This window comes from Marinobacterium lacunae, assembly GCF_000705555.1.
GTDB lineage: Bacteria > Pseudomonadota > Gammaproteobacteria > Pseudomonadales > Balneatricaceae > Marinobacterium_D > Marinobacterium_D lacunae.
Window position 1 is genome coordinate 304,319 of the sequence record NZ_JMQN01000013.1, and the last position, 17,773, is coordinate 322,091.

The window sequence follows — 17,773 nt, forward strand, 5'->3', positions numbered from 1 at the left end:
CGGTGACTGAACCGTTAGCGCAGTCCCGCCAGCGTCAGGAGCTGACGCTTATCCACAGCATCGATCTGTTCGGGTTTCAGATACTTCTCAGCGTAACGAAGATAGGTGCCGGACTCCAGAAACAGCCTGAATAACTCGCCGTCGATATGACGGTCCTTACACATGAACGCGAGTATGCGCATCGATTCCGACAAGGTCTTGGCCTCTTTGTACGGCCTGTCGGCCGCCGTCAGCGCCTCGAATATGTCGGCCAGCGCCATCACCCGCTCCGGCACGCTCAAGCCGCTTGCCTCCAGCTTTCGGGGGTAACCGCTGCCATCCACCTTCTCATGGTGGTTACCGGCGATGTCGGGCACCCGGCGCAAATCCCGGGGCAGCGGCAAGGCGCTGAGCATGCGAATGGTCTGCACGATGTGATCGTTGATTACGAAACGCTCTTCATCCGTGAGCGTGCCGCGCTGTATCGACAAATTGTAGAGTTCACCAAGATTGGAGGCCTGATCGGGCACGGCCATATCGAAACCCCAGATGTTATCGGGGTTACCCCGCTCAACCGGCGGGCGTCTGTCACCCCAGGCGATCAGGTGCTCCGGCTTGTCGGACAGCAAATGTTCGATGACCGGCAGCTCCTCTTCACGCTCGGTGAGACGCTCAAACTCATCGCGTGACAGACCCAGACGCTTGTCGAAATGACGGACCCAGCGACGTCTGGCGATCTGGGCCAGTCGCTGTATATCCTCCTCGGACATCGACTCGCCCCCGATATTGGCTTGCGCCACGAAGGCAAAGTCACGCCTGAGCTCCTGCTGGGTTCGCTCGCGCCGCGCACGCAGGTCACTCTCGGGCTCTCCGGTCACCACACCCTTGAGATAGGCGATATCGGCATCACGCCAGAGCACCTCGAAGCGGGTGCGAATCTCATGGATCCGGTTGTAGATTGTCTCGAGCTTGGTGGCTTTATCGACGACATGCTCGGGGCTCACAATCTTGCCGCAATCGTGCAACCAGGCAGCGATACGAAACTCTCGCCGCTGAGTGTCACTCATGCTGAAGCTCGCGAACTCGCCCTTGCTCGCCGATTGTGCAGCGTCTACGAGCATTTCGGCCAGTTCAGGTACGCGCTCGCAGTGGCCACTGGTATAGGGTGATTTCGCATCGATCGCATCGGCCAGCAGCCGAATGATGGCGTCGATCAGCGCCTGCTGTGCATCAACCTGATGGCGGGTTTCAATGGCGGTGGCGGCCGATCCCGAGACTTCATCGACAAAGCGGCGAAACGCCTCCTCCCGTCGCACACCATCGACAGACAGACGCAGGGCCAACACGCCCAATGCATTGCCGTCGCGATCGAAAAGCGGCGTTGTCATCACTTTTTCGCCATCCTTGCTCAGCGCAGCACGGACAGCCTCACGCAGATCCGCCACCCCCTGACTGGTCACCTCCAAACGCTCGGGTACACCATTGAGCCGCGCCTTGGCTGCACGCTCAAGTTGACCGCTATCGGGGTCGAGCAGATACACCACGCCCGCCTGGGCGTCGGTAATCGTGACCAGATGATCGGTTACCCGCGACAGCATCAAATCCAGATCCGGCTCGCGCGCCAGCGTCCGGGCGATCGCTTGAAAACTGTTGATGGCGCCCGACATCTGGCCGATCAGATCGCTCAACCGGTTAACCTCACTGACAGACGATGACAGTTCAACCTTGTGACTGAAATCGAATGCCGCCAGCGCACCGATCGCGTCTGACAGCTCTCGTAGCGGTCTGGCCACGGCACGCCCCAGTCGCCAACCGACCACCATCAGCACCAGCATGATACCCGCCGACCAGATCAGCTGCTCAATACCGTTCGCCTTGGCATCGGCCAACAGCTCAGCTTCCGGAACGGCAAACAGCAATTGCAGATCGACGTCTCGTTCGCGCCCCATGGTGACCTTCAAGCCGTACCAGTTGCCCTGCTCGGTGCTGAATTCGCCCATGCTCTTTTCATCGCTGCCCATTTGGGCAACCTCGTTGAGTACCGGCTCACCCAACTCGTCCAGCGATATCAGCGAAAGCCCCTGCTGCGCATCCATGCTGATGATGCGGCTCAGATCGGGATAGGCCACCACCCGGTTGTTACCGTTGATTACCGCCATCTGAATGCCCGGTGTCGGCTGCAACGCAGCGATCACCTCGGACAGGTCATCCACCGAGGCGTCTACACCGATGACACCCCCGTTCGCCGGATTACGGCGCGCCAGCGTCACGCCTATTTCACCCGTGGTGTAAAAGACGTAAGGGCTAGTCAAAACGGTCCTGTCGGTAACGGATGCTTCCTTGAACCAGGGTCGCACGCGAGGGTCGTAGTGGTAATCCGGCTTGTCACGTGATTCGAGCAGTCGCAACTGCTTGTCATAGAACTGCCAAGCGCCGCGCCCCCTATCATCCCGACCACTTCGCTCAACGCTCTGCAGCATGTAGTAAGCCCCCGCCGGGGCGTCCACGGCCTGTCGCGCCACCTCGCTGTCGAGATGGCGCAGCAGCATGAAGCTGCCATCGGGATAACCGACATAAACTGCGCTGAGAACGGGGTTCGCCTTGAGCGTCTCGGCCAACACGGGCAACCGGGCGTGACGCTGCTCCAGCGACCGTCCCTGCGTCAGAGGGTCCAGCACCAGAATCTGAAGGGTACTTTCGATGGGATCAAGCAGACGTTGCAGATGGGTGTCGAGATTTTCCGCTAACTGACGGGCATTGGTGGCTGATGCCGCAATCAGCGTACTCCGGTTTTCGGAGTAGAACTTTGCAATCAGCGTCAGCGCCAGTACAAGCATACAAAGCACAATAGTGCCGCTGACCCACAACTGAAGCGGTAACCCGAGACGCTTTCCTTGCATCGGCTTAATCCGAATGAAAATTCGATGAAGTCGACACTATGACCTGCCGCCCGTTTGATGGCAAGCGCCTCCCAAACAGGTGAGTTACATGCCTCTTTGCCGTCAATCCCGGCCTTTACAGCCAGCATGTTCACCCCCGAACAGGTGCGCTTTCACGCTATCGCACCATTGCTGTTATGCTCAATGCTGTACCGTTCGAAAAGGACTCGAAAGAGGCGGCCCATGACCATCACCTGCGACATTCCCAAAATGACCTGCGCACAGTGTGCCGACGGCGCGAAACTCGATTTCGAGTTTTCCATGGCGTTTCAGCCGATTGTCGATATCCGCGATCGCAGTATCTACTCGCAGGAGGCACTGGTCAGAGGTGTAGACGGATCAAGCGCAGCATCCATATTCAGGCATGTCCATGAGGGCAACCGGTACGCATTCGATCAGGCCTGCAGGGTCAAGGCGGTCAAACTGGCGGCGCAACTCGGCATCGACAGCTACCTTAACATCAACTTCATTCCTACCGCGGTCTATCGACCGGAGGTGTGCATACGCACCACACTGGAAGCGGCATCGATCTACGGTTTCCCCTCCGAGCGCATCATTTTCGAATTTACCGAGAATGACCATGTGGATAACCCCGAGCATCTAAGCGGCATTGTGGACTATTACCGCGATATCGGTTTCCAGACCGCTATCGACGATTTCGGCTCCGGCTACTCCGGTCTGGGCCTGCTTGCCGATATCCAGACTGACATGCTGAAGATCGACATGGCGCTGATCCGCAATATACACGCCGACCCGGTGCGCAGGGCGATCGTTCGCTCGCTGTTATCACTGTGCGACGAGCTTCACATCACCCTGATGGCCGAAGGCTTAGAGAGCAAAGACGAACTGCGCTGCCTCAGCGATCTGGGCATCCACCTCTATCAGGGTTACTACTTTGCCAAACCCTCTTTCGAGTCGCTTGCCGAGATCGATCCTGAGGCGTTCGATTTATAAACGGTAGTGCTGTGGCGGGCAGATCGAATTCCAGTTTCGCCTTTAGGCGAAACCTGCACAGTTCGCACCTACCCCCCAAGGGGTATAGCCCCAAACCGTCCAGCATTCGTAGTGTGGCCCCCTTCAGGCCTAACGACGAAAGACGACCTTTGCCCCATGAACATGACCATCTCCTTCATACTTCTGATGCTGTCGGCCTGGTTCGATGCCAAGGGGTTTCAATATGCTACGCAAACCTGGAGCGCTGGCGGGCATGTCGCGCTTAAGCAGGGCGCACTATCGCTGGTGTTTTTCCTTACCGGTGTTTCGATCTATCTCTACTCGGTACGCTTTTTAACACTGGCCGGCGTTTCCTCTTCCACGCTGCAGACACTGCTCTGGTTTGCCGCCACCATTGCGGGTGTCGCGGTTATAAGTGGCGACTTTCAGAAATGGAATGTCCCGCACTATGCGGCACTGGTGGCCGTAGTGATTGGCCTGGCCACCTTGATGGCATTGGGGGAGCACTGATCAGGATAGGTTACGGCTCCTCGCCCTGTAGATCCGCCCGCAAGCGCTCCCGCCGTTTCTCTTCGTCGCGTAGGATCTGCTGGATCTCAGCCATCACCGCATCCACGTCGGCTGAATGTTCATCCTCAATGACCAACCCGGTCAGCTCGGATTCGTGGGTCAGTTCACCCGCTTCGAACAGCGCCCACATCTCAGCAGCATAGCGAGTTTCCAGCAACTCCTCGGCGTACTGGGCGTAGTAGCGGGTCATGTTATCCACATCCCGCTCCAGCATGGCGCGGGCGTTGTTGTTGGCCGCCGCATCCACCGCCTGGGGCAGATCGATGATCACCGGGCCGTAATCGTCCACCAGTACGTTGAACTCCGACAGATCGCCGTGAACAAGGCCGGCGCACAGCATCCGCTTGACGTACTCCATCACCATCAGGTGATCTTCACGTGCCTGCTCGGCGGACATGCTGACATCGTTGAGTCGCGGGGCAACACGCCCCTCATCGTCGGTGACCAGCTCCATCAGCAACACGCCGTCGAAGCAGCCGTAGGGCTCGGGCACGCGCACTCCGGCGGCGGCGAGACGGTAGAGCGCATCCACCTCGGCGTTCTGCCAGGTATCTTCCGTCTCTTTGCGGCCAAAGCGCGAACCCTTTTCCATGGCACGGGCGCGGCGTGAGTTGCGTACCTTTCGCCCCTCCTGATACAGCACGGCCTTCTTAAAGCTGCGCTTTTCGGCATCCTTGTACACTTTGGCACAGCGGACCTCGTCTGCGCAGCGCACGACGTAGACGGAGGCCTCTTTGCCACTCATCAGGGGGCGCAGAACCTCATCGATCAACCCATCTTCCAACAGCGGAAGCAGGCGCTTAGGGGCTTTCATGGTTCACAGTATCCCCACGTAGTCGGTATTGGTTGTCATGCGATTCTGGGCGGACAGAAGGTCAACCCGATCGCCTGGCATGCTCATACCGGCATTCTACGTGTTGAGCAGGGCACTAGGATACCGGACGCGGCTTCTGATTCAGCACTTGGTGGCTGAGCGTTCTCTGTGCCAGCCACCGGCGTGTGATTACAGCGACAGCAGCGCCATATAGAGCGGAATGCCGACCAGCACGTTAAAGGGAAAGGTGATGCTGAGCGATGCAGTGATGGAGAGGCTCTGATTCGCCTCCGGCAGCGCGTTGGCCAGAGCCGCCGGTACCGCAATGTAGGAGGCACTGGCGCCGAGTGTCGCCAGTAATACGGTGCCGCCGATTGAAAGCCCCAGTACGCTGGCCAGTGCCGCACCAAGCGCCGCGCCAATCAGTGGCATCAACACCGCGAAGCTGGCTATAAAAGATCCGAACTTGAGGATCAAGCCGATACGCGACGCCGCCTGACGTCCCATCTCCAGTAGGAAGAGTGCCAATACACCGTGGAACAGCGTGCCAAAAAACGGCATCAGCTTCGACGTCTGCCCGGCCCCCAGCCACCCGATCAGAATAGAACCGATCAGCAACAGAACGCCCTGGTTCAAAAACATCTCGTGACTGAGTTTTTTCAGATCCTTGCCGACACCGGCGCCGCGTGCCAAGAACAGTCCCACGGCGATCGCCGGCACCTCGAGCAACGCAACGAAAAGGGCAAAATAGGGCTCATAGGCCACATCGTTGGCTTCGAGTACGGCCAGGGCGACAGCAAAGGTAGCGACGCTGACCGAGCCATAGTGCGCTGCCACGGACGCGGAATCGACCCTCGACAGCCCACCGATCTTCCACAGTATCGGAAAGGCGATCAGCGGCAGTATCGCCCCGAAGGCCACCACCGCCATCGACTGCCACAGCAGCGACAAACTCGCATATTTCGACAGTGCGATACCACCTTTAAGACCGATGGCAATCAGCAGGAAAAGCGTCAGGCTTTGATACAAGCCTTTCGGCATCTTGATCGGTGCGCCCAGCAGTTGCGCGACTGCACCGAACAGAAAGAACGCGGCAACGATATCCAATCCCATGATCTATTCTCTAGCTCCACTCACGCTTACTGGCTCAGACGGACGACGCACTCAACTGCACAGTACGCATCACAATGGAGCTGCCACCGATCAGGCAAGCAACGGTAATCAGGCCCCATCCCGGCAGGCCTGCCATGATCACCAGAGTCCCCAGGGTTAGCAGCAGAAGTATGGTAAAGAGCTCAAAGGCCAGTTGTTTATCGATCATGCGTCAATTCTCTCGGTCGGGATTGTAAGGTGTGGGCAGTGTGCCTCAATCGACACATAGCTAAAAATCGATAATATCTATGCTATAAATAGTCATTTATCTATGTTGGAGGCAGCGATGGCGCGTCTGCATGCACGCGTGGGTACCATCAGGCAGTTGGAGATTCTGCTCGCGGTCTATCGCAACGGATCGATTACCAAAGCGTCGAAACAGCTGCATCTGACCCAGCCCACCGTATCCGGCCAGCTCAAGAAACTCGCTGACGATGTCGGCGTACCGCTCTATGAGCAGATCGGCCGACGGTTGATGTTTACCGAAGCGGGGCTTGAGCTGATCAAGGGCGCGCGGGAGGTCATGGACAGTTTCGACCGTCTTGAGATGAAACTGGCCGACCTACAGGGATTAAAGGCCGGTACTTTGAAAATGGCCGTGGTGACCACCTCGAAATACCTGATACCGCATTTTCTCGGCGAGTTCGTGAAGGCCTACCCGGCTATCGATATCGTGTTGAAAGTGGCCAACCGTCAACAGATCATCGAGCAGCTGGAGAGGGCCGAGTACGACTTTTACGTGTTCAGTCATCCGCCCTCGAATTTCGAGCTGGATGTTATTCCACTGGCAGCCAACCCTCTGGTACCTATCGCCGCGGAATCGCACCCGCTGGCCCGGCAGAGAAAAATCCCCTTCGAGCAGTTCGCCCGGGAGCCGTTTCTGATTCGGGAGATGGGGTCAGGCACACGCCATGCCATCGAACAGCATCTGAAGAACGCTGGACTGGATCTCAATGTTCGCATGACAATAGAGAGCAACGAGGCGATCAAGCACTGCGTCATGTCGGAACTCGGCGTATCCATCCTGTCGCGGCACACACTCGCTCTGGGCGGCAGCGAGGGTTTGAAGGAGCTCGATGTGGAGCATCTGCCAATCCGCTCCCAATGGTATCTTGCACGTCTGGCAGGCAAGGAGATGTCGGTTATTGCCAGCACCTTCCTCGATTATGTGCAGGCGCAGAAGGACCGCTTATCCACTCTGTTGTTACCCTAGGGGCAGAGGTTCCTGTAAAGACGATGCATTCCATGTCGACACCCCGTGCCCTCAGGGGTGCGCTCGCGTTATCATGGTCAGCGGCCCGTTCGCCTCTAGGCTCCCGGCATCCAGGCAGGTTTCGAAGATTTTGACGTTTCTATTCAGGCAGTGATCAGATGAAAGAGAAGGGTTTTACCACCGGCATCGTCCACGGCGATCGAGAGTCACCGATCGAGCATGGATCCGTACACAAGCCCGTGCATAATGTCGTGCTCTACGGCTATGAAACGGCTGAAGAGCTCGCCGCGGTATTCCAAAACCGACAGCCGGGCTACTCCTACGGTCGGCAGAACAACCCCACCACCACCGCGCTGCAAAGCAAGCTCAGCCGGCTGGAACAGGGTATCGACACTATCTGTTTCGCCACCGGCATGGCCGCGCTCAGCGCGACCTGCCTGACGCTTTTGAAAACCGGCGATCACCTGATATCAAGCCAGTTCCTGTTCGGCAACACCAACAGCTTTTTCCAGACGCTGACACAGTACGGTATCGAGGTCAGCTTCGTCGATGCGACCGACGTGGAAAACGTCAAAGCCGCCGTGCAGCCCAATACCCGCATGGTCTTTGTCGAGACCATCGCCAACCCCTGCACCCAGATTGCCGACCTGAAAGCGATCGGCGCGTTCTGCCACGCACAACAGCTGGTGTACGTGGTGGATAACACCATGAGCTCTCCGGCCCTGTTCCAGCCCAAATCGGTCGGTGCCAGCCTCAGCATCAACTCGCTGAGCAAGATCATCGCCGGTCACGGCGAAGTATTGGGCGGATCGGTCACCGATCTGGGCAGTTATGACTGGAGCCAATACCCCAATATCAACGAGTCCTATCGCAAGGGAGATCCTCAGAAATGGGGCCTGCAGCAGATTCGCAAGAAGGGGCTGCGCGATATGGGCGCCACGCTGGCACCAGATTCCGCCCACCGCATCGCCATCGGTGCCGAAACGCTGGCCCTGCGTGTACAAAAAGCCTGCAGCAACGCCCAGGCACTGGCGGAATTTTTCGACCAGCATCCGGCAATCAAGCAGGTGTATTACCCGGGCCTGCCGTGCCATCCGCAACACGAACGCGCCAAAGCGCTATTCTGCGGTTTCGGCGCACTGATGAGTATCGATCTGGTCGACGATGACGCCTGCTTCAAGGTGCTGAACAAGCTCAAGTGCGTGGTGCTCTCCAGCCATCTGGGCGACAACCGCACACTGGCGATACCGGTTGCGCATACCATCTTCTTCGAGATGGGCCCACAGCGCCGCGCATCAATGGGTATTTCAGAGGGCACCATTCGCATATCCGTGGGTATCGAGGATCAGGCCGACCTGTTGGAAGACTTTGCACAGGCACTGGCTTAACACCTGCGCCATTCATGCTTGACGGGCGCAGACATCGTGTTTAGGTTAATCGGATGAACATGACATCGACGCAGCGACTTTTTCAGATTATTACCATCATTCCCTAGGAATGGTGGGTGTCACTGCGTAGACAGCATTTACAACCCGCCCAAGAGGCGGGTTTTTCATATCGGTTTCTTGGGCTTTTACACTCGACCAAGGAAGCGTGATGAAGAAAGTAGCAATCTTCGGCAATGCCGGGGGCGGCAAGTCCACTCTGGCTCGGCAACTGGCGGCCAAAACGGATCTGCCCCTCTACTCGCTGGACAAGATCAAATACCGTGCCGGTGGTGATGAGATCCCTCAGGATGAGTATCTACGCCTGCATTCCGACCTGATATCACGGGATGCCTGGATCATCGATGGCTTCGGCTGCATGGCGTCCGCCTGGGAGCGCTTTGCCGTGGCCGATACGCTGATCTACGTGGACCTGCCCCTGCTACGACATGGCGCCTGGATCACCAAACGCATGATCAAAGGGCTGTTCGTCAACCCAGAGGGCTGGCCCGAGAACAGCCCCATCCTGAAGGGGTCGTTGAACAGCTACCGGGTGCTTTGGCTGTGTCATACCAAACTGACACCGGCTTACCGCACATTGGTGACCGAAGCCAAACACACCAAACAGGTCTATCACCTGACCTCGCCAAACGCGATCAGGGCGTTTCTGAACTGCTTTGACTAGGCGGTAAAGTCGTACCAGCACTCTGTCTGGTGCGGCCCCCTGTGCCTTCTGGAGTCAAGGTCCAGCTGGCGATAGCCAGAGTGGCTAAGTGTCAGCCAACCACTGTCGATAAAAGTCCACGAAGGCGCGCACCTTGGCGGGAATAAACGCCCCCGGCGGAAACACCGCATAGATACCCCCGCTCGGCAGATGCCACTGTGGTAACAGCCGAACCAGCTCTTCATCCTGCTGACCGATATAGCTGGCCATCACCGAGACACCGGCATCGCTTTTAAGCAGGCTGCGCAGGGCGCCTGTACTGTCGACCCGAAAGCGGCTGTGCATCTGCACCTGAAGCTGCTCGTCACCGCGTGTGAAACGCCAGGTCAGGGGGCTGGGCAGTGGGGAAAACTCAATCCAGCGGTGGCGGCTCAACTCGCCGGGATGGTCCGGCGTACCCATCTGCTTCAGATAGCCAGGCGAGGCCACTACCCACTGCTCGAACTCGCCCAGTTTCTGGGCGCGAAGAGTGGAATCCTTCAGCCAACCGATGCGGATCGCCACATCGATCCCGTCCCGCACCATATCCGCCACCCGGTCGCCGCTGCGCAACTCGATCAGCAGATCCGGGTGACGCTCGCCGAATGCAGCGGCGGCTGGAGCGAGACTCTGCGCCACGTGATCCACCGGCGCGGTCATGCGCAGGGTGCCGGTCAATGTTCGTGCACTGGTGCCAGCCTCGCTCAACGTCTCGCCGAGTTTGGCCAGCAGTGGCTGGCAGGCCATGTAGAGCTGCTGGCCCGCATCGGTCAGTGTCACCTGCCGCGTCGTGCGGTTGAACAGGGCCAGACCCAGCCGTTTCTCCAGCGCCTTGATATTGAGACTGACCTTGGTCTTGGTACAGCCCAGTCGGTCGGCCGCCGCGGTAAACGAACCCGCCTCGGCAGTAGCCATGAACAGCGGCAGGGCGTTGAGATCCAGTTCATCGAGCATGGGAGATTGTCATAATATTAATAACAATCAATTATCAATCGGGCTATTTTTCAAATCAATAACCGCTCGCACAATAGCACTCACCAATCATGATGCATGAGGAGATCAACATGAATATCGCCCTTATCGGTGCCAGCGGTTTTATCGGTTCAGCCCTGCGTGAAGAGGCCCTGAGCCGCGGCCACAGCGTTACCGCACTGGTCAGCCGACCGGAAAAACTCGCAGCTCAGCCAGGCCTCAGCGCCAGCAAGGTTGACGTGCAGGATACGGCGGCCCTGAGCAAGAGTCTGCAGGGCTTCGACGCGGTTGTCAGCGCGTTCTCCGGCCACGCCCAACAGAACGTGCTGGGTTACTACAGCAACGGGGTCGACAGCATACTGAGCGCGGCCAAGGCGGCAGGGGTAAAGCGCCTGTTGATGGTAGGGGGTGCCGGTTCTCTCGAGGTTGCGCCCGGTGTACAGCTGATCGATACGCCCGAGTTCCCCGCCGAGTATAAGGAAACCGCTGAGGGCGCCCGCTACGCGCTGAACACCCTGCGCGCGCAGAGCGACGTCAGCTGGACCATGCTCTCCCCCGCTGCAGTCATCGCCCCGGGCGAGCGCACAGGCCGTTATCAGCTCGGCACCGATCAGCTGTTAACTGACACGGCAGGCAACAGCCAGATCTCCGTGGAGGATTACGCCAAGGCGCTGATCGACGAGCTGGAGTCACCGCAGCACATCAACAGTCGCTTTACGCTGGCATACGCATAAATAAGCATGAATCAGTAGCCCGGTCTATCCGGGCTTTCTGCCGATGCCGTCTATGATGCCAGCCACTGCCGGAGCATGGCGCTCACCGCCTGAGGTTGCTCCATGGTGCTCATATGACCGGCGTCTTCGATGACTTGCAGCACGCTGTCCGGTGCAAGTCTGGCCATCTCTTCGTGACGCTCCACCGGACTCCAGCTGTCCTGCCGCCCGACCATCAACAATGTCGGACAGCGCAGTGCCCGCAGCACGGCCGTCGCATCCGGCCGGTTAAGTAACGCGTTTATCTGCGCGGCGAACAGATCCGGCGTTTTGCGCTCGATCATCGCCAGAATCGATTCCATCAACGCGGTATCGGATAGCCGATCCGGATGAACCATGCCACGGGACCAGACCTCGCCCATGGCGCGCATCCCCTCTGTTCGAGCCTGCGCCAGCAGAGCCATGCGCTTGGTGCGCTCGGGCTCACCGGCCTCACCGCTCGGTCGCCCCTCATATCCGGTATCGAGCAGGGCAATACGGCTCACCCTCTCGGGTGCCTGGCGTATAACTTCAAGCGCTACACGCCCGCCCATGGAGTGGCCCGCCAGCGCAAAACGCGCAGGCGCCTGACGCAGCACAATATCGGCCATGGCAGTAATTGTGTCAGCGCTGCCGTAATCGACGATTTGGCAGTGCCAGTTATCCAGCGCCTCTGCCTGCTCCCGCCAAACAGCGTCGTCGCACAGCAGTCCCGGCAACAACATAAGGGTGTTGGTATGTGTCTCTGCCATACTGAGTATCGGTCCTACTTGGCTGCCAAGTGCGCAGCGATATCCTGTTGCATCTCTTCCATGATCCAGTCCCTGAAGGCGGTCATACCATAGGTCAGCGCCCGGTTCTTCTTGTAGACCAGATAAAACGCGTTTTGGGTATCAAACGAGAGATCAAAAGGCGCCGCCAGCTTGCCTGACTCAATCTCGCGCTCCACCAGCACCCTATCGGCAAGGGCGATACCGATGCCCTCGGTCGCGGCGGACACCGCCAGTGCGGTGCTCGAAAAGGAGATGGTCCGGGTGGCGTCGGAGAGGCTGATACCAATCTCACGCAGGGCGCGGTTCCACTCGTGACGTCGACCGGTGATGTAGATCAGTGTGTGCTTGACGATATCCTTTGGGGTTTGCAGCGGCTTGCGTCCTTCCAGAAATGAGGGCGCGCATACCGGGGTCTGTACTATGTTACGCAGCAGGAACTCCTCAACCCCCTCCCAATTGCCACGTCCATAGTACACCGCCATATCGGTATCCGAATGCTCGAAGTCGACATAACCGGTGGTTGAGCTGAACCGCAGCTCTACATCGGGAAAGCGCTCCTGAAAATGCGTGATGCGCGGTACCAGCCAACGGGTGAGAAAAAACGGCGCCACACTGAGGTTGACCGCTGAGGTGTTGGTCGACGTCATCATCCTGCGCGTTGCGCTCTCCAGCTCATCAAGCGCCATCTGAACCGAGCCCAGATAACGCTCGCCGACGCTGGTGAGATAGACCTGTCGCTTCTCGCGGCGGAATAGCTTAAGCCCCAAGAATTCCTCAAGCGACTTCAGCTGATGACTAACCGCCGAGGGCGTCACACACAGCTCCTCGGCGGCTTTGTTAAAGCTCCCGTTACGCGCAGCCGCTTCAAACACGCGCAGGGCGTTGAGTGGGGGTAAGCGTCTGATGATGCGCTCCTTAGAGTGTTTAGTTTTTTTCAACTATAGACTGAAAAAGGGTCGTTTGCCCAGTGTCCAATACAACCTTAGTATGAGTTCCATAAATCGATGTTCAATAATCGTTCAGGAGTACACCATGGATAATTTCGAAGTGAAATATGACCAGTTCAACCGTGTCGATGTCGACTACTACATCGAACTGGCCCGTAAAGAGCGCGCTGCTTATGTTGCCCAGCTGTTCCGCAACGTTTTCTTCAAGAAGTCCGAAAAGGGCGCCAAGACTCGCGTTGCCTACAACATCCAGCAATCACCGGCCGTTTAAGCCTGTGATTGCGAGGCGGTCATAGACTCCGCCCGCGCAGCTTGACCTCTCCGGCAGAGTCCTCTGCCAACCAGAAAAGATCGGCGAAAACTCCATAACAACGCTGGGTTTACCCAGACGCCTTTTCTGCGCCCGCCGCAGAGCGCCCATCTATCTTGTCCCCGCGTGCCAGCAGCGAGTAGTTGACCGGTACCAGCAGCAAAACCACCAGCATCGAAAAGCTGAGCCCACAAACAATGCTCACGGCCAGAGGCCTTAGCATCTCGGCACCTTCCCCGAAACCGATTGCCAGCGGCAACATACCAACCACCGTAGTCAGCGTTGTCATCAGAATCGGCCGCAACCGCAAGCGCGCAGCTTCCACGATGGCATCGTTACAGCGCATCCCCCGGTCACGAGCCAGCTCCACATACTCCACCAAGACGATGGCGTTGTTGACGACAATCCCGGCGAGCATGATCAGGCCCAGCCATACCGGCATCGACAACGGCAGGCCCAGCAGGTTGATCCCAAGCGCGACACCGATCAGGCCGAACGGCACGCTGGTCATGATAACCAGCGGATTACGCAGCGACTCGTACTGCACCGCCATCACCACGAACACCAGGAACAGGGCCAGCACCAACAGCAGTTGGCTTGTCTGCTGCCCCTGTTGCAGAGTTTCGAGCCCACCACCGTCATAGAGCGTATAGCCGGCGGGCAGTTCCAGATCCTGCGTCAGGGCTTGTATCTGCCCGTACACACCTCCCAGTGTCGCCCCCTCGGCCAACGTTGCGCTGATTTCGACGATTCGCATCTGCCGGTCACGCTTGATCTCCGCCGGCGTGCGGGTCAATTGCAGATCGGCCACGCTGCCCAGATAGACGGGGGGCTGACCGGCACTGCCCGGGAACAGCAGTATCGACTCCAGATCCTGAGGCGTGGACGCCTCCTCGCGCGGCAGACGCAGGCGTACATCGTAGCTGCTGTCTCCGTCGATAAAATCGGTGATCACCCGCCCTTCCAGGGCAATCGCCATGGCGTCGGTGAGATCTTCCACCTCAAATCCAAGTGCAGCGGCACGGTCACGATCGATACGTATCTCCAGCTCCTGCTGCGTCTCTTCACTGGACCAGCTCAGGTTGCGTAACCCCTCCAGCGACTTCAGTCGATCCACGGTCTGGCGCGCGAGTTGATCGAGCCGTTCCAGATCCGGACCACTGATTCTCAGGCTGACATCGTCGTCACCGCCACTGGTGCGCAGGCCGCGAATACCCCGCTGACGCATACGCACCTTGAGGCCCGCAAACTTGAGTTCGCCGATCTCCTGGCTGACCCGCCGTATCCACTGGTCGGAGCTGACCTCACGCTGGTTCAGCGGCACCAGCTGAACCTGTATACGTGCACTGTTGCTGCGCTCGCTGGCTGAGCTGCCAAACACCGCGCCACCACTGGTCGTGAACAGCGAGCGTGTTTCGGGTTGGGCCCGCACCAGCGCTTCAATACGCAGTACACGTTTATCGAGTTCATCAAGACGGGTACCGGGATCGGCGGTTATCCACATGTACACTTCGCCATTATCCAGTGGCGGCAGAAACGCCTGCTGGCCACTGATGAAGGTTGGCAGCGACAGTCCCAGCAGTATCAGGAACACCAACACCACAAGCAGGCGCACCTTCAGGATCAGACCCACGACGCGGGCATACCCCTCGCCGAGCTTCGCCATCAGGCCATCGATAAAACGCCGGACGCGCCCCTCCTTGACGGTGTGTACGCGGGCCGCCAGCGCCGGAACCAGCGTCAGCGCTATGACCATGGACGCCAGAATGGCGGCCGATATGGTGAAGATCAGCTCACGGAACAGCAGGCCGATCAGCCCACCGATGAACAGAAACGGCAGCACCGCCGCCAGGTTGGTGCTGGTCGAGGCGATGATCGCTGAATTAACCTCGGCCGCCGCGACGGCGGCATCCCGGCCCCGGTGTTCACCCTGACGCTGGTGACGGTAGATGTTCTCAAGCATGACGATGGTGTTGTCCACCAGCATGCCAACACCGAGCGCCAGCCCACCGAGGGTCATGATATTGAGCGTGAGCCCGCCAAACCCCATCAGCACGAAGGTCACCATCACCGCGATAGGGATCGCGCTGCCGATGATCAGCGTCCGACGGACATTGCCCAGGAAGATATACACCACCGCCATCGACAGCAGCGCACCGCTGATCACGGCCAGCGTGGAGTTGTTCAGCGCCTGCCGGATAAAGACCGACTGATCCGATACCGGCGTAATCTGGATATCCTTGGGCAGCTGGTTGTTGCGGGCCAGCCAGTCAAGCTGGGAGAGTACCGCATCCGCCACAGCCACCGTGTTTGCGGTCGGCTGCTTCTGAAACGACAGCTTCACCGCCGGCACGCCGTCGGCACGAATCCGTATGCGCTCCTCCTGATGGGTATCGAGTACCTGAGCCACCTCGCCCAGCGCCACCGTCGTGCCGTCCTGCAGCCGAAGCGGCAATCGCGCCAGCGCTTCAACCGATTCGAAACGTCCGCTGATCTGACCAGCCAGCTCCTGACGGCTCATGCGCAAACGACCGGCGGGATCCTGTCGGTTGCCACGCTCGACCGCATCGACGATGTCCTGCATCTCAAGGCCCAGACCCGCCAACCGCTGTTGGTCGGGCAGGATCTGGATCTCCCTGACCAGCCCTCCACCCACCTCGACCGCGGCGATGCCCGGCAGGTTGATAAACCACTTGGCGAAGGTGTCCTCGCTCCAGCTGCGCAGCTCCACCGGGTCGCGCAGCGGTGAGCTGATGGCGAACTCCAATGCTGGTATCTGAGCCGGGTCGAGCTTGTAGATCACCGGGTTATCGACACTGTCCGGCAGCTGACGCCGGGCGCGATCCAGTCGGGTGCTGGCATCACGCAACGCAATATCGATATCCTTGCCATAGGGGAAAGCAAGGTCCACGGAGCTGCGTCCCTGCTCCGTTTCAGACTCGATTGAGACCGCATCCTCGGTGATCGCCAGCTGCTCCTCAAGCACCTTGGTCACCTGATCTTCCATCACCCGCGCCGGTACGCCCGAGTCGGTCACCCGCACCCGGATCTCGGGATAGATCAGATGGGGTAAGAGGTCCACCGATAATCGTCCCAACGCGAACAGCCCCAGCACGATCACCGCCAGTGCAATCATGGTGACGCCGACGGGGTGGCGAATCGACCAGCCGGCCAGTCCGCCGCCGTGCCTCAGTGGGTTAGGGCTCATTCGGCTCACCCTCAAGACTGACCACCTCAACGCTCTGCCCCGGCACCAAACCGAGGAAGCCACGCGTCACAACACGCTCACCAGGCGCCACCCCGTCGAGTATCTCGATACGGTCAGCCAGACGGCTGCCGGTCACCACATCGCGCCGTTCAACCTGAGCGCTGGCATTCACCACATAGAGGAAGGATGTATTGTCAAAGCGCAGTGCACTGAACGGCACCAGCAGGCGCTCACGCGCGGCGGTCTGCAGGCGGACACGCACAAACTGACCGGCCCGGGCGCCATCAGGGATGGGACTCAACCGGATCTCCAGCGTGCCACGCCGGGTGATCGGGTCGACCTGTGGATAAATTCGGCTGACCAGCGCCGTTTGGGCTGCAGGCCCCAGCGCATCAATCACCACCTCCACCGGATCGCCCACACTCATCTGCGCCAGCACCAACTCGGACAGGCTGACATCGACCACCAGCCCCGCCGGATCGGCCAGCGTGAGCAGATGGTCATAGCGCTCGGCCACGTTGCCCGGCTCACTCAACCGTGCCGTTATCACCGCATCAAAGGGTGCCTTGATCTCGGTGTAGGAGAGCCGTGTCTGTAACAACTCAAGATCCGCCGCGGCCACTTCCGCTTCCGTTTCACGACGCAGCAACTCCTCGCGCGATACCAGTCGGTTGGCCGCCAGCTCACGCAGCCGTGCCAGATTCTGCTGCGCTTCGCGAAGGCTCGCCCGGGCACGGTTGTACTCCGAGCGCAGCAGTCGGTCATCGAGCCTGACCAGCAATTCACCGGATTTCACCCTGTCACCCGGATACCCGGGTAGCTGTGTAATCTGACCGGCTTCCTGAGTGTGGATCTCCACTTCACGGAGGTAACGCAGTGTGCCGCTGCGGCTGCGCTCAAGCGATACCGTCGACAGCCTGGCATCGATCGTCTCGACCAGATGCACCCTGGGCCCGCCCGAGCGGCCTGTGGCCGCTGGCTCCTCCTGAGTGCAGCCAACGACCAGCAGTCCCGCCAGCACCAACAGCACAGCTTTCATATTCATCTAAAGGGGCTCCCTGGA

Annotated in this window: 16 protein-coding genes; 7 read left to right on the forward strand and 9 right to left on the reverse strand. The window is 59.1% G+C overall.

The genetic code is table 11. The features are described 5' to 3' along the window. Positions 1-14: 14 nt before the first annotated feature. Complete coding sequence (locus tag ADIMK_RS04260; RefSeq protein ID WP_036183979.1) at positions 15-2,879, reverse strand: HD domain-containing phosphohydrolase; 2,865 nt, start codon at positions 2,877-2,879, stop codon at positions 15-17. Positions 2,880-3,101: 222 nt separating this feature from the next. Between ADIMK_RS04260 and ADIMK_RS04265 the strand changes: the two genes are divergently transcribed. Both ADIMK_RS04265 and ADIMK_RS04270 read left to right on the forward strand, forming a co-directional pair. Beyond that, complete coding sequence (locus ADIMK_RS04265) at positions 3,102-3,872, forward strand: EAL domain-containing protein (RefSeq protein WP_036183981.1); 771 nt, start codon at positions 3,102-3,104, stop codon at positions 3,870-3,872. Positions 3,873-4,028: 156 nt separating this feature from the next. Next, a complete protein-coding gene (locus tag ADIMK_RS04270; protein WP_036183983.1) occupies positions 4,029-4,382 on the forward strand; it encodes a hypothetical protein in 354 nt (117 codons plus the stop codon). A gap of 10 nt (positions 4,383-4,392) precedes the next feature. Here ADIMK_RS04270 and ADIMK_RS04275 read toward each other — a convergent pair whose 3' ends face one another. From ADIMK_RS04275 to ADIMK_RS21910, 3 genes are all read right to left on the reverse strand, one after another. After that, positions 4,393-5,256 (reverse strand): PA4780 family RIO1-like protein kinase, encoded by an 864-nt coding sequence (locus ADIMK_RS04275; RefSeq protein WP_036183986.1) that lies wholly within the window; start codon positions 5,254-5,256, stop codon positions 4,393-4,395. A 189-nt stretch (positions 5,257-5,445) separates the two neighbouring features. Continuing rightward, positions 5,446-6,369 carry a sodium-dependent bicarbonate transport family permease gene (locus ADIMK_RS04280; RefSeq protein WP_036183989.1) on the reverse strand — a complete coding sequence of 308 codons (924 nt, stop codon included), beginning with the start codon at positions 6,367-6,369 and terminating at the stop codon, positions 5,446-5,448. 34 nt (positions 6,370-6,403) lie between these two features. Further along, entirely contained in the window at positions 6,404-6,577 is a 174-nt protein-coding gene (locus ADIMK_RS21910; protein ID WP_156042780.1) for a hypothetical protein, read from the reverse strand. A 117-nt stretch (positions 6,578-6,694) separates the two neighbouring features. Here ADIMK_RS21910 and ADIMK_RS04285 point away from each other — a divergent pair, with 117 nt between their 5' ends. From ADIMK_RS04285 to ADIMK_RS04295, 3 genes are all read left to right on the forward strand, one after another. After that, positions 6,695-7,621 (forward strand): LysR family transcriptional regulator, encoded by a 927-nt coding sequence (locus ADIMK_RS04285; RefSeq protein WP_036183992.1) that lies wholly within the window; start codon positions 6,695-6,697, stop codon positions 7,619-7,621. A 158-nt stretch (positions 7,622-7,779) separates the two neighbouring features. Next, the gene (locus tag ADIMK_RS04290) at positions 7,780-9,009 is read left to right on the forward strand and encodes a cystathionine gamma-synthase family protein (RefSeq protein WP_036183996.1); all 1,230 of its coding nucleotides are present in this window, start codon (positions 7,780-7,782) and stop codon (positions 9,007-9,009) included. Between the two features lie 208 nt (positions 9,010-9,217). Further along, the gene (locus tag ADIMK_RS04295) at positions 9,218-9,730 is read left to right on the forward strand and encodes a P-loop NTPase family protein (RefSeq protein WP_036184000.1); all 513 of its coding nucleotides are present in this window, start codon (positions 9,218-9,220) and stop codon (positions 9,728-9,730) included. An 84-nt stretch (positions 9,731-9,814) separates the two neighbouring features. Here ADIMK_RS04295 and ADIMK_RS04300 read toward each other — a convergent pair whose 3' ends face one another. Further along, positions 9,815-10,702 carry a LysR family transcriptional regulator gene (locus ADIMK_RS04300; protein WP_036184004.1) on the reverse strand — a complete coding sequence of 296 codons (888 nt, stop codon included), beginning with the start codon at positions 10,700-10,702 and terminating at the stop codon, positions 9,815-9,817. A gap of 110 nt (positions 10,703-10,812) precedes the next feature. Between ADIMK_RS04300 and ADIMK_RS04305 the strand changes: the two genes are divergently transcribed. Continuing rightward, complete coding sequence (locus ADIMK_RS04305; protein WP_036184006.1) at positions 10,813-11,454, forward strand: NAD(P)-dependent oxidoreductase; 642 nt, start codon at positions 10,813-10,815, stop codon at positions 11,452-11,454. Positions 11,455-11,504: 50 nt separating this feature from the next. On the opposite strand, the gene ADIMK_RS04310 is transcribed toward ADIMK_RS04305, so the two are convergent. Both ADIMK_RS04310 and gcvA read right to left on the reverse strand, forming a co-directional pair. Beyond that, complete coding sequence (locus tag ADIMK_RS04310; protein ID WP_036184008.1) at positions 11,505-12,224, reverse strand: alpha/beta fold hydrolase; 720 nt, start codon at positions 12,222-12,224, stop codon at positions 11,505-11,507. 14 nt (positions 12,225-12,238) lie between these two features. After that, complete coding sequence (gcvA, locus tag ADIMK_RS04315) at positions 12,239-13,183, reverse strand: transcriptional regulator GcvA (RefSeq protein WP_231517000.1); 945 nt, start codon at positions 13,181-13,183, stop codon at positions 12,239-12,241. Between the two features lie 94 nt (positions 13,184-13,277). On the opposite strand from gcvA, the gene ADIMK_RS04320 reads away from it, so the two are divergent. Then, entirely contained in the window at positions 13,278-13,463 is a 186-nt protein-coding gene (locus tag ADIMK_RS04320) for an RSP_7527 family protein (protein WP_036184010.1), read from the forward strand. Between the two features lie 109 nt (positions 13,464-13,572). Here the strand turns inward: ADIMK_RS04320 and ADIMK_RS04325 are convergent, their stop codons facing one another. Both ADIMK_RS04325 and ADIMK_RS21220 read right to left on the reverse strand, forming a co-directional pair. Continuing rightward, positions 13,573-16,710 carry an efflux RND transporter permease subunit gene (locus ADIMK_RS04325; RefSeq protein ID WP_036184012.1) on the reverse strand — a complete coding sequence of 1,046 codons (3,138 nt, stop codon included), beginning with the start codon at positions 16,708-16,710 and terminating at the stop codon, positions 13,573-13,575. Next, positions 16,700-17,755: an efflux RND transporter periplasmic adaptor subunit gene (locus ADIMK_RS21220; protein WP_051692447.1), complete on the reverse strand. Its 1,056-nt coding sequence runs from the start codon at positions 17,753-17,755 to the stop codon at positions 16,700-16,702. Before ADIMK_RS21220 ends, ADIMK_RS04325 begins: the two co-directional genes overlap by 11 nt. Positions 17,756-17,773 lie beyond the last annotated feature (18 nt).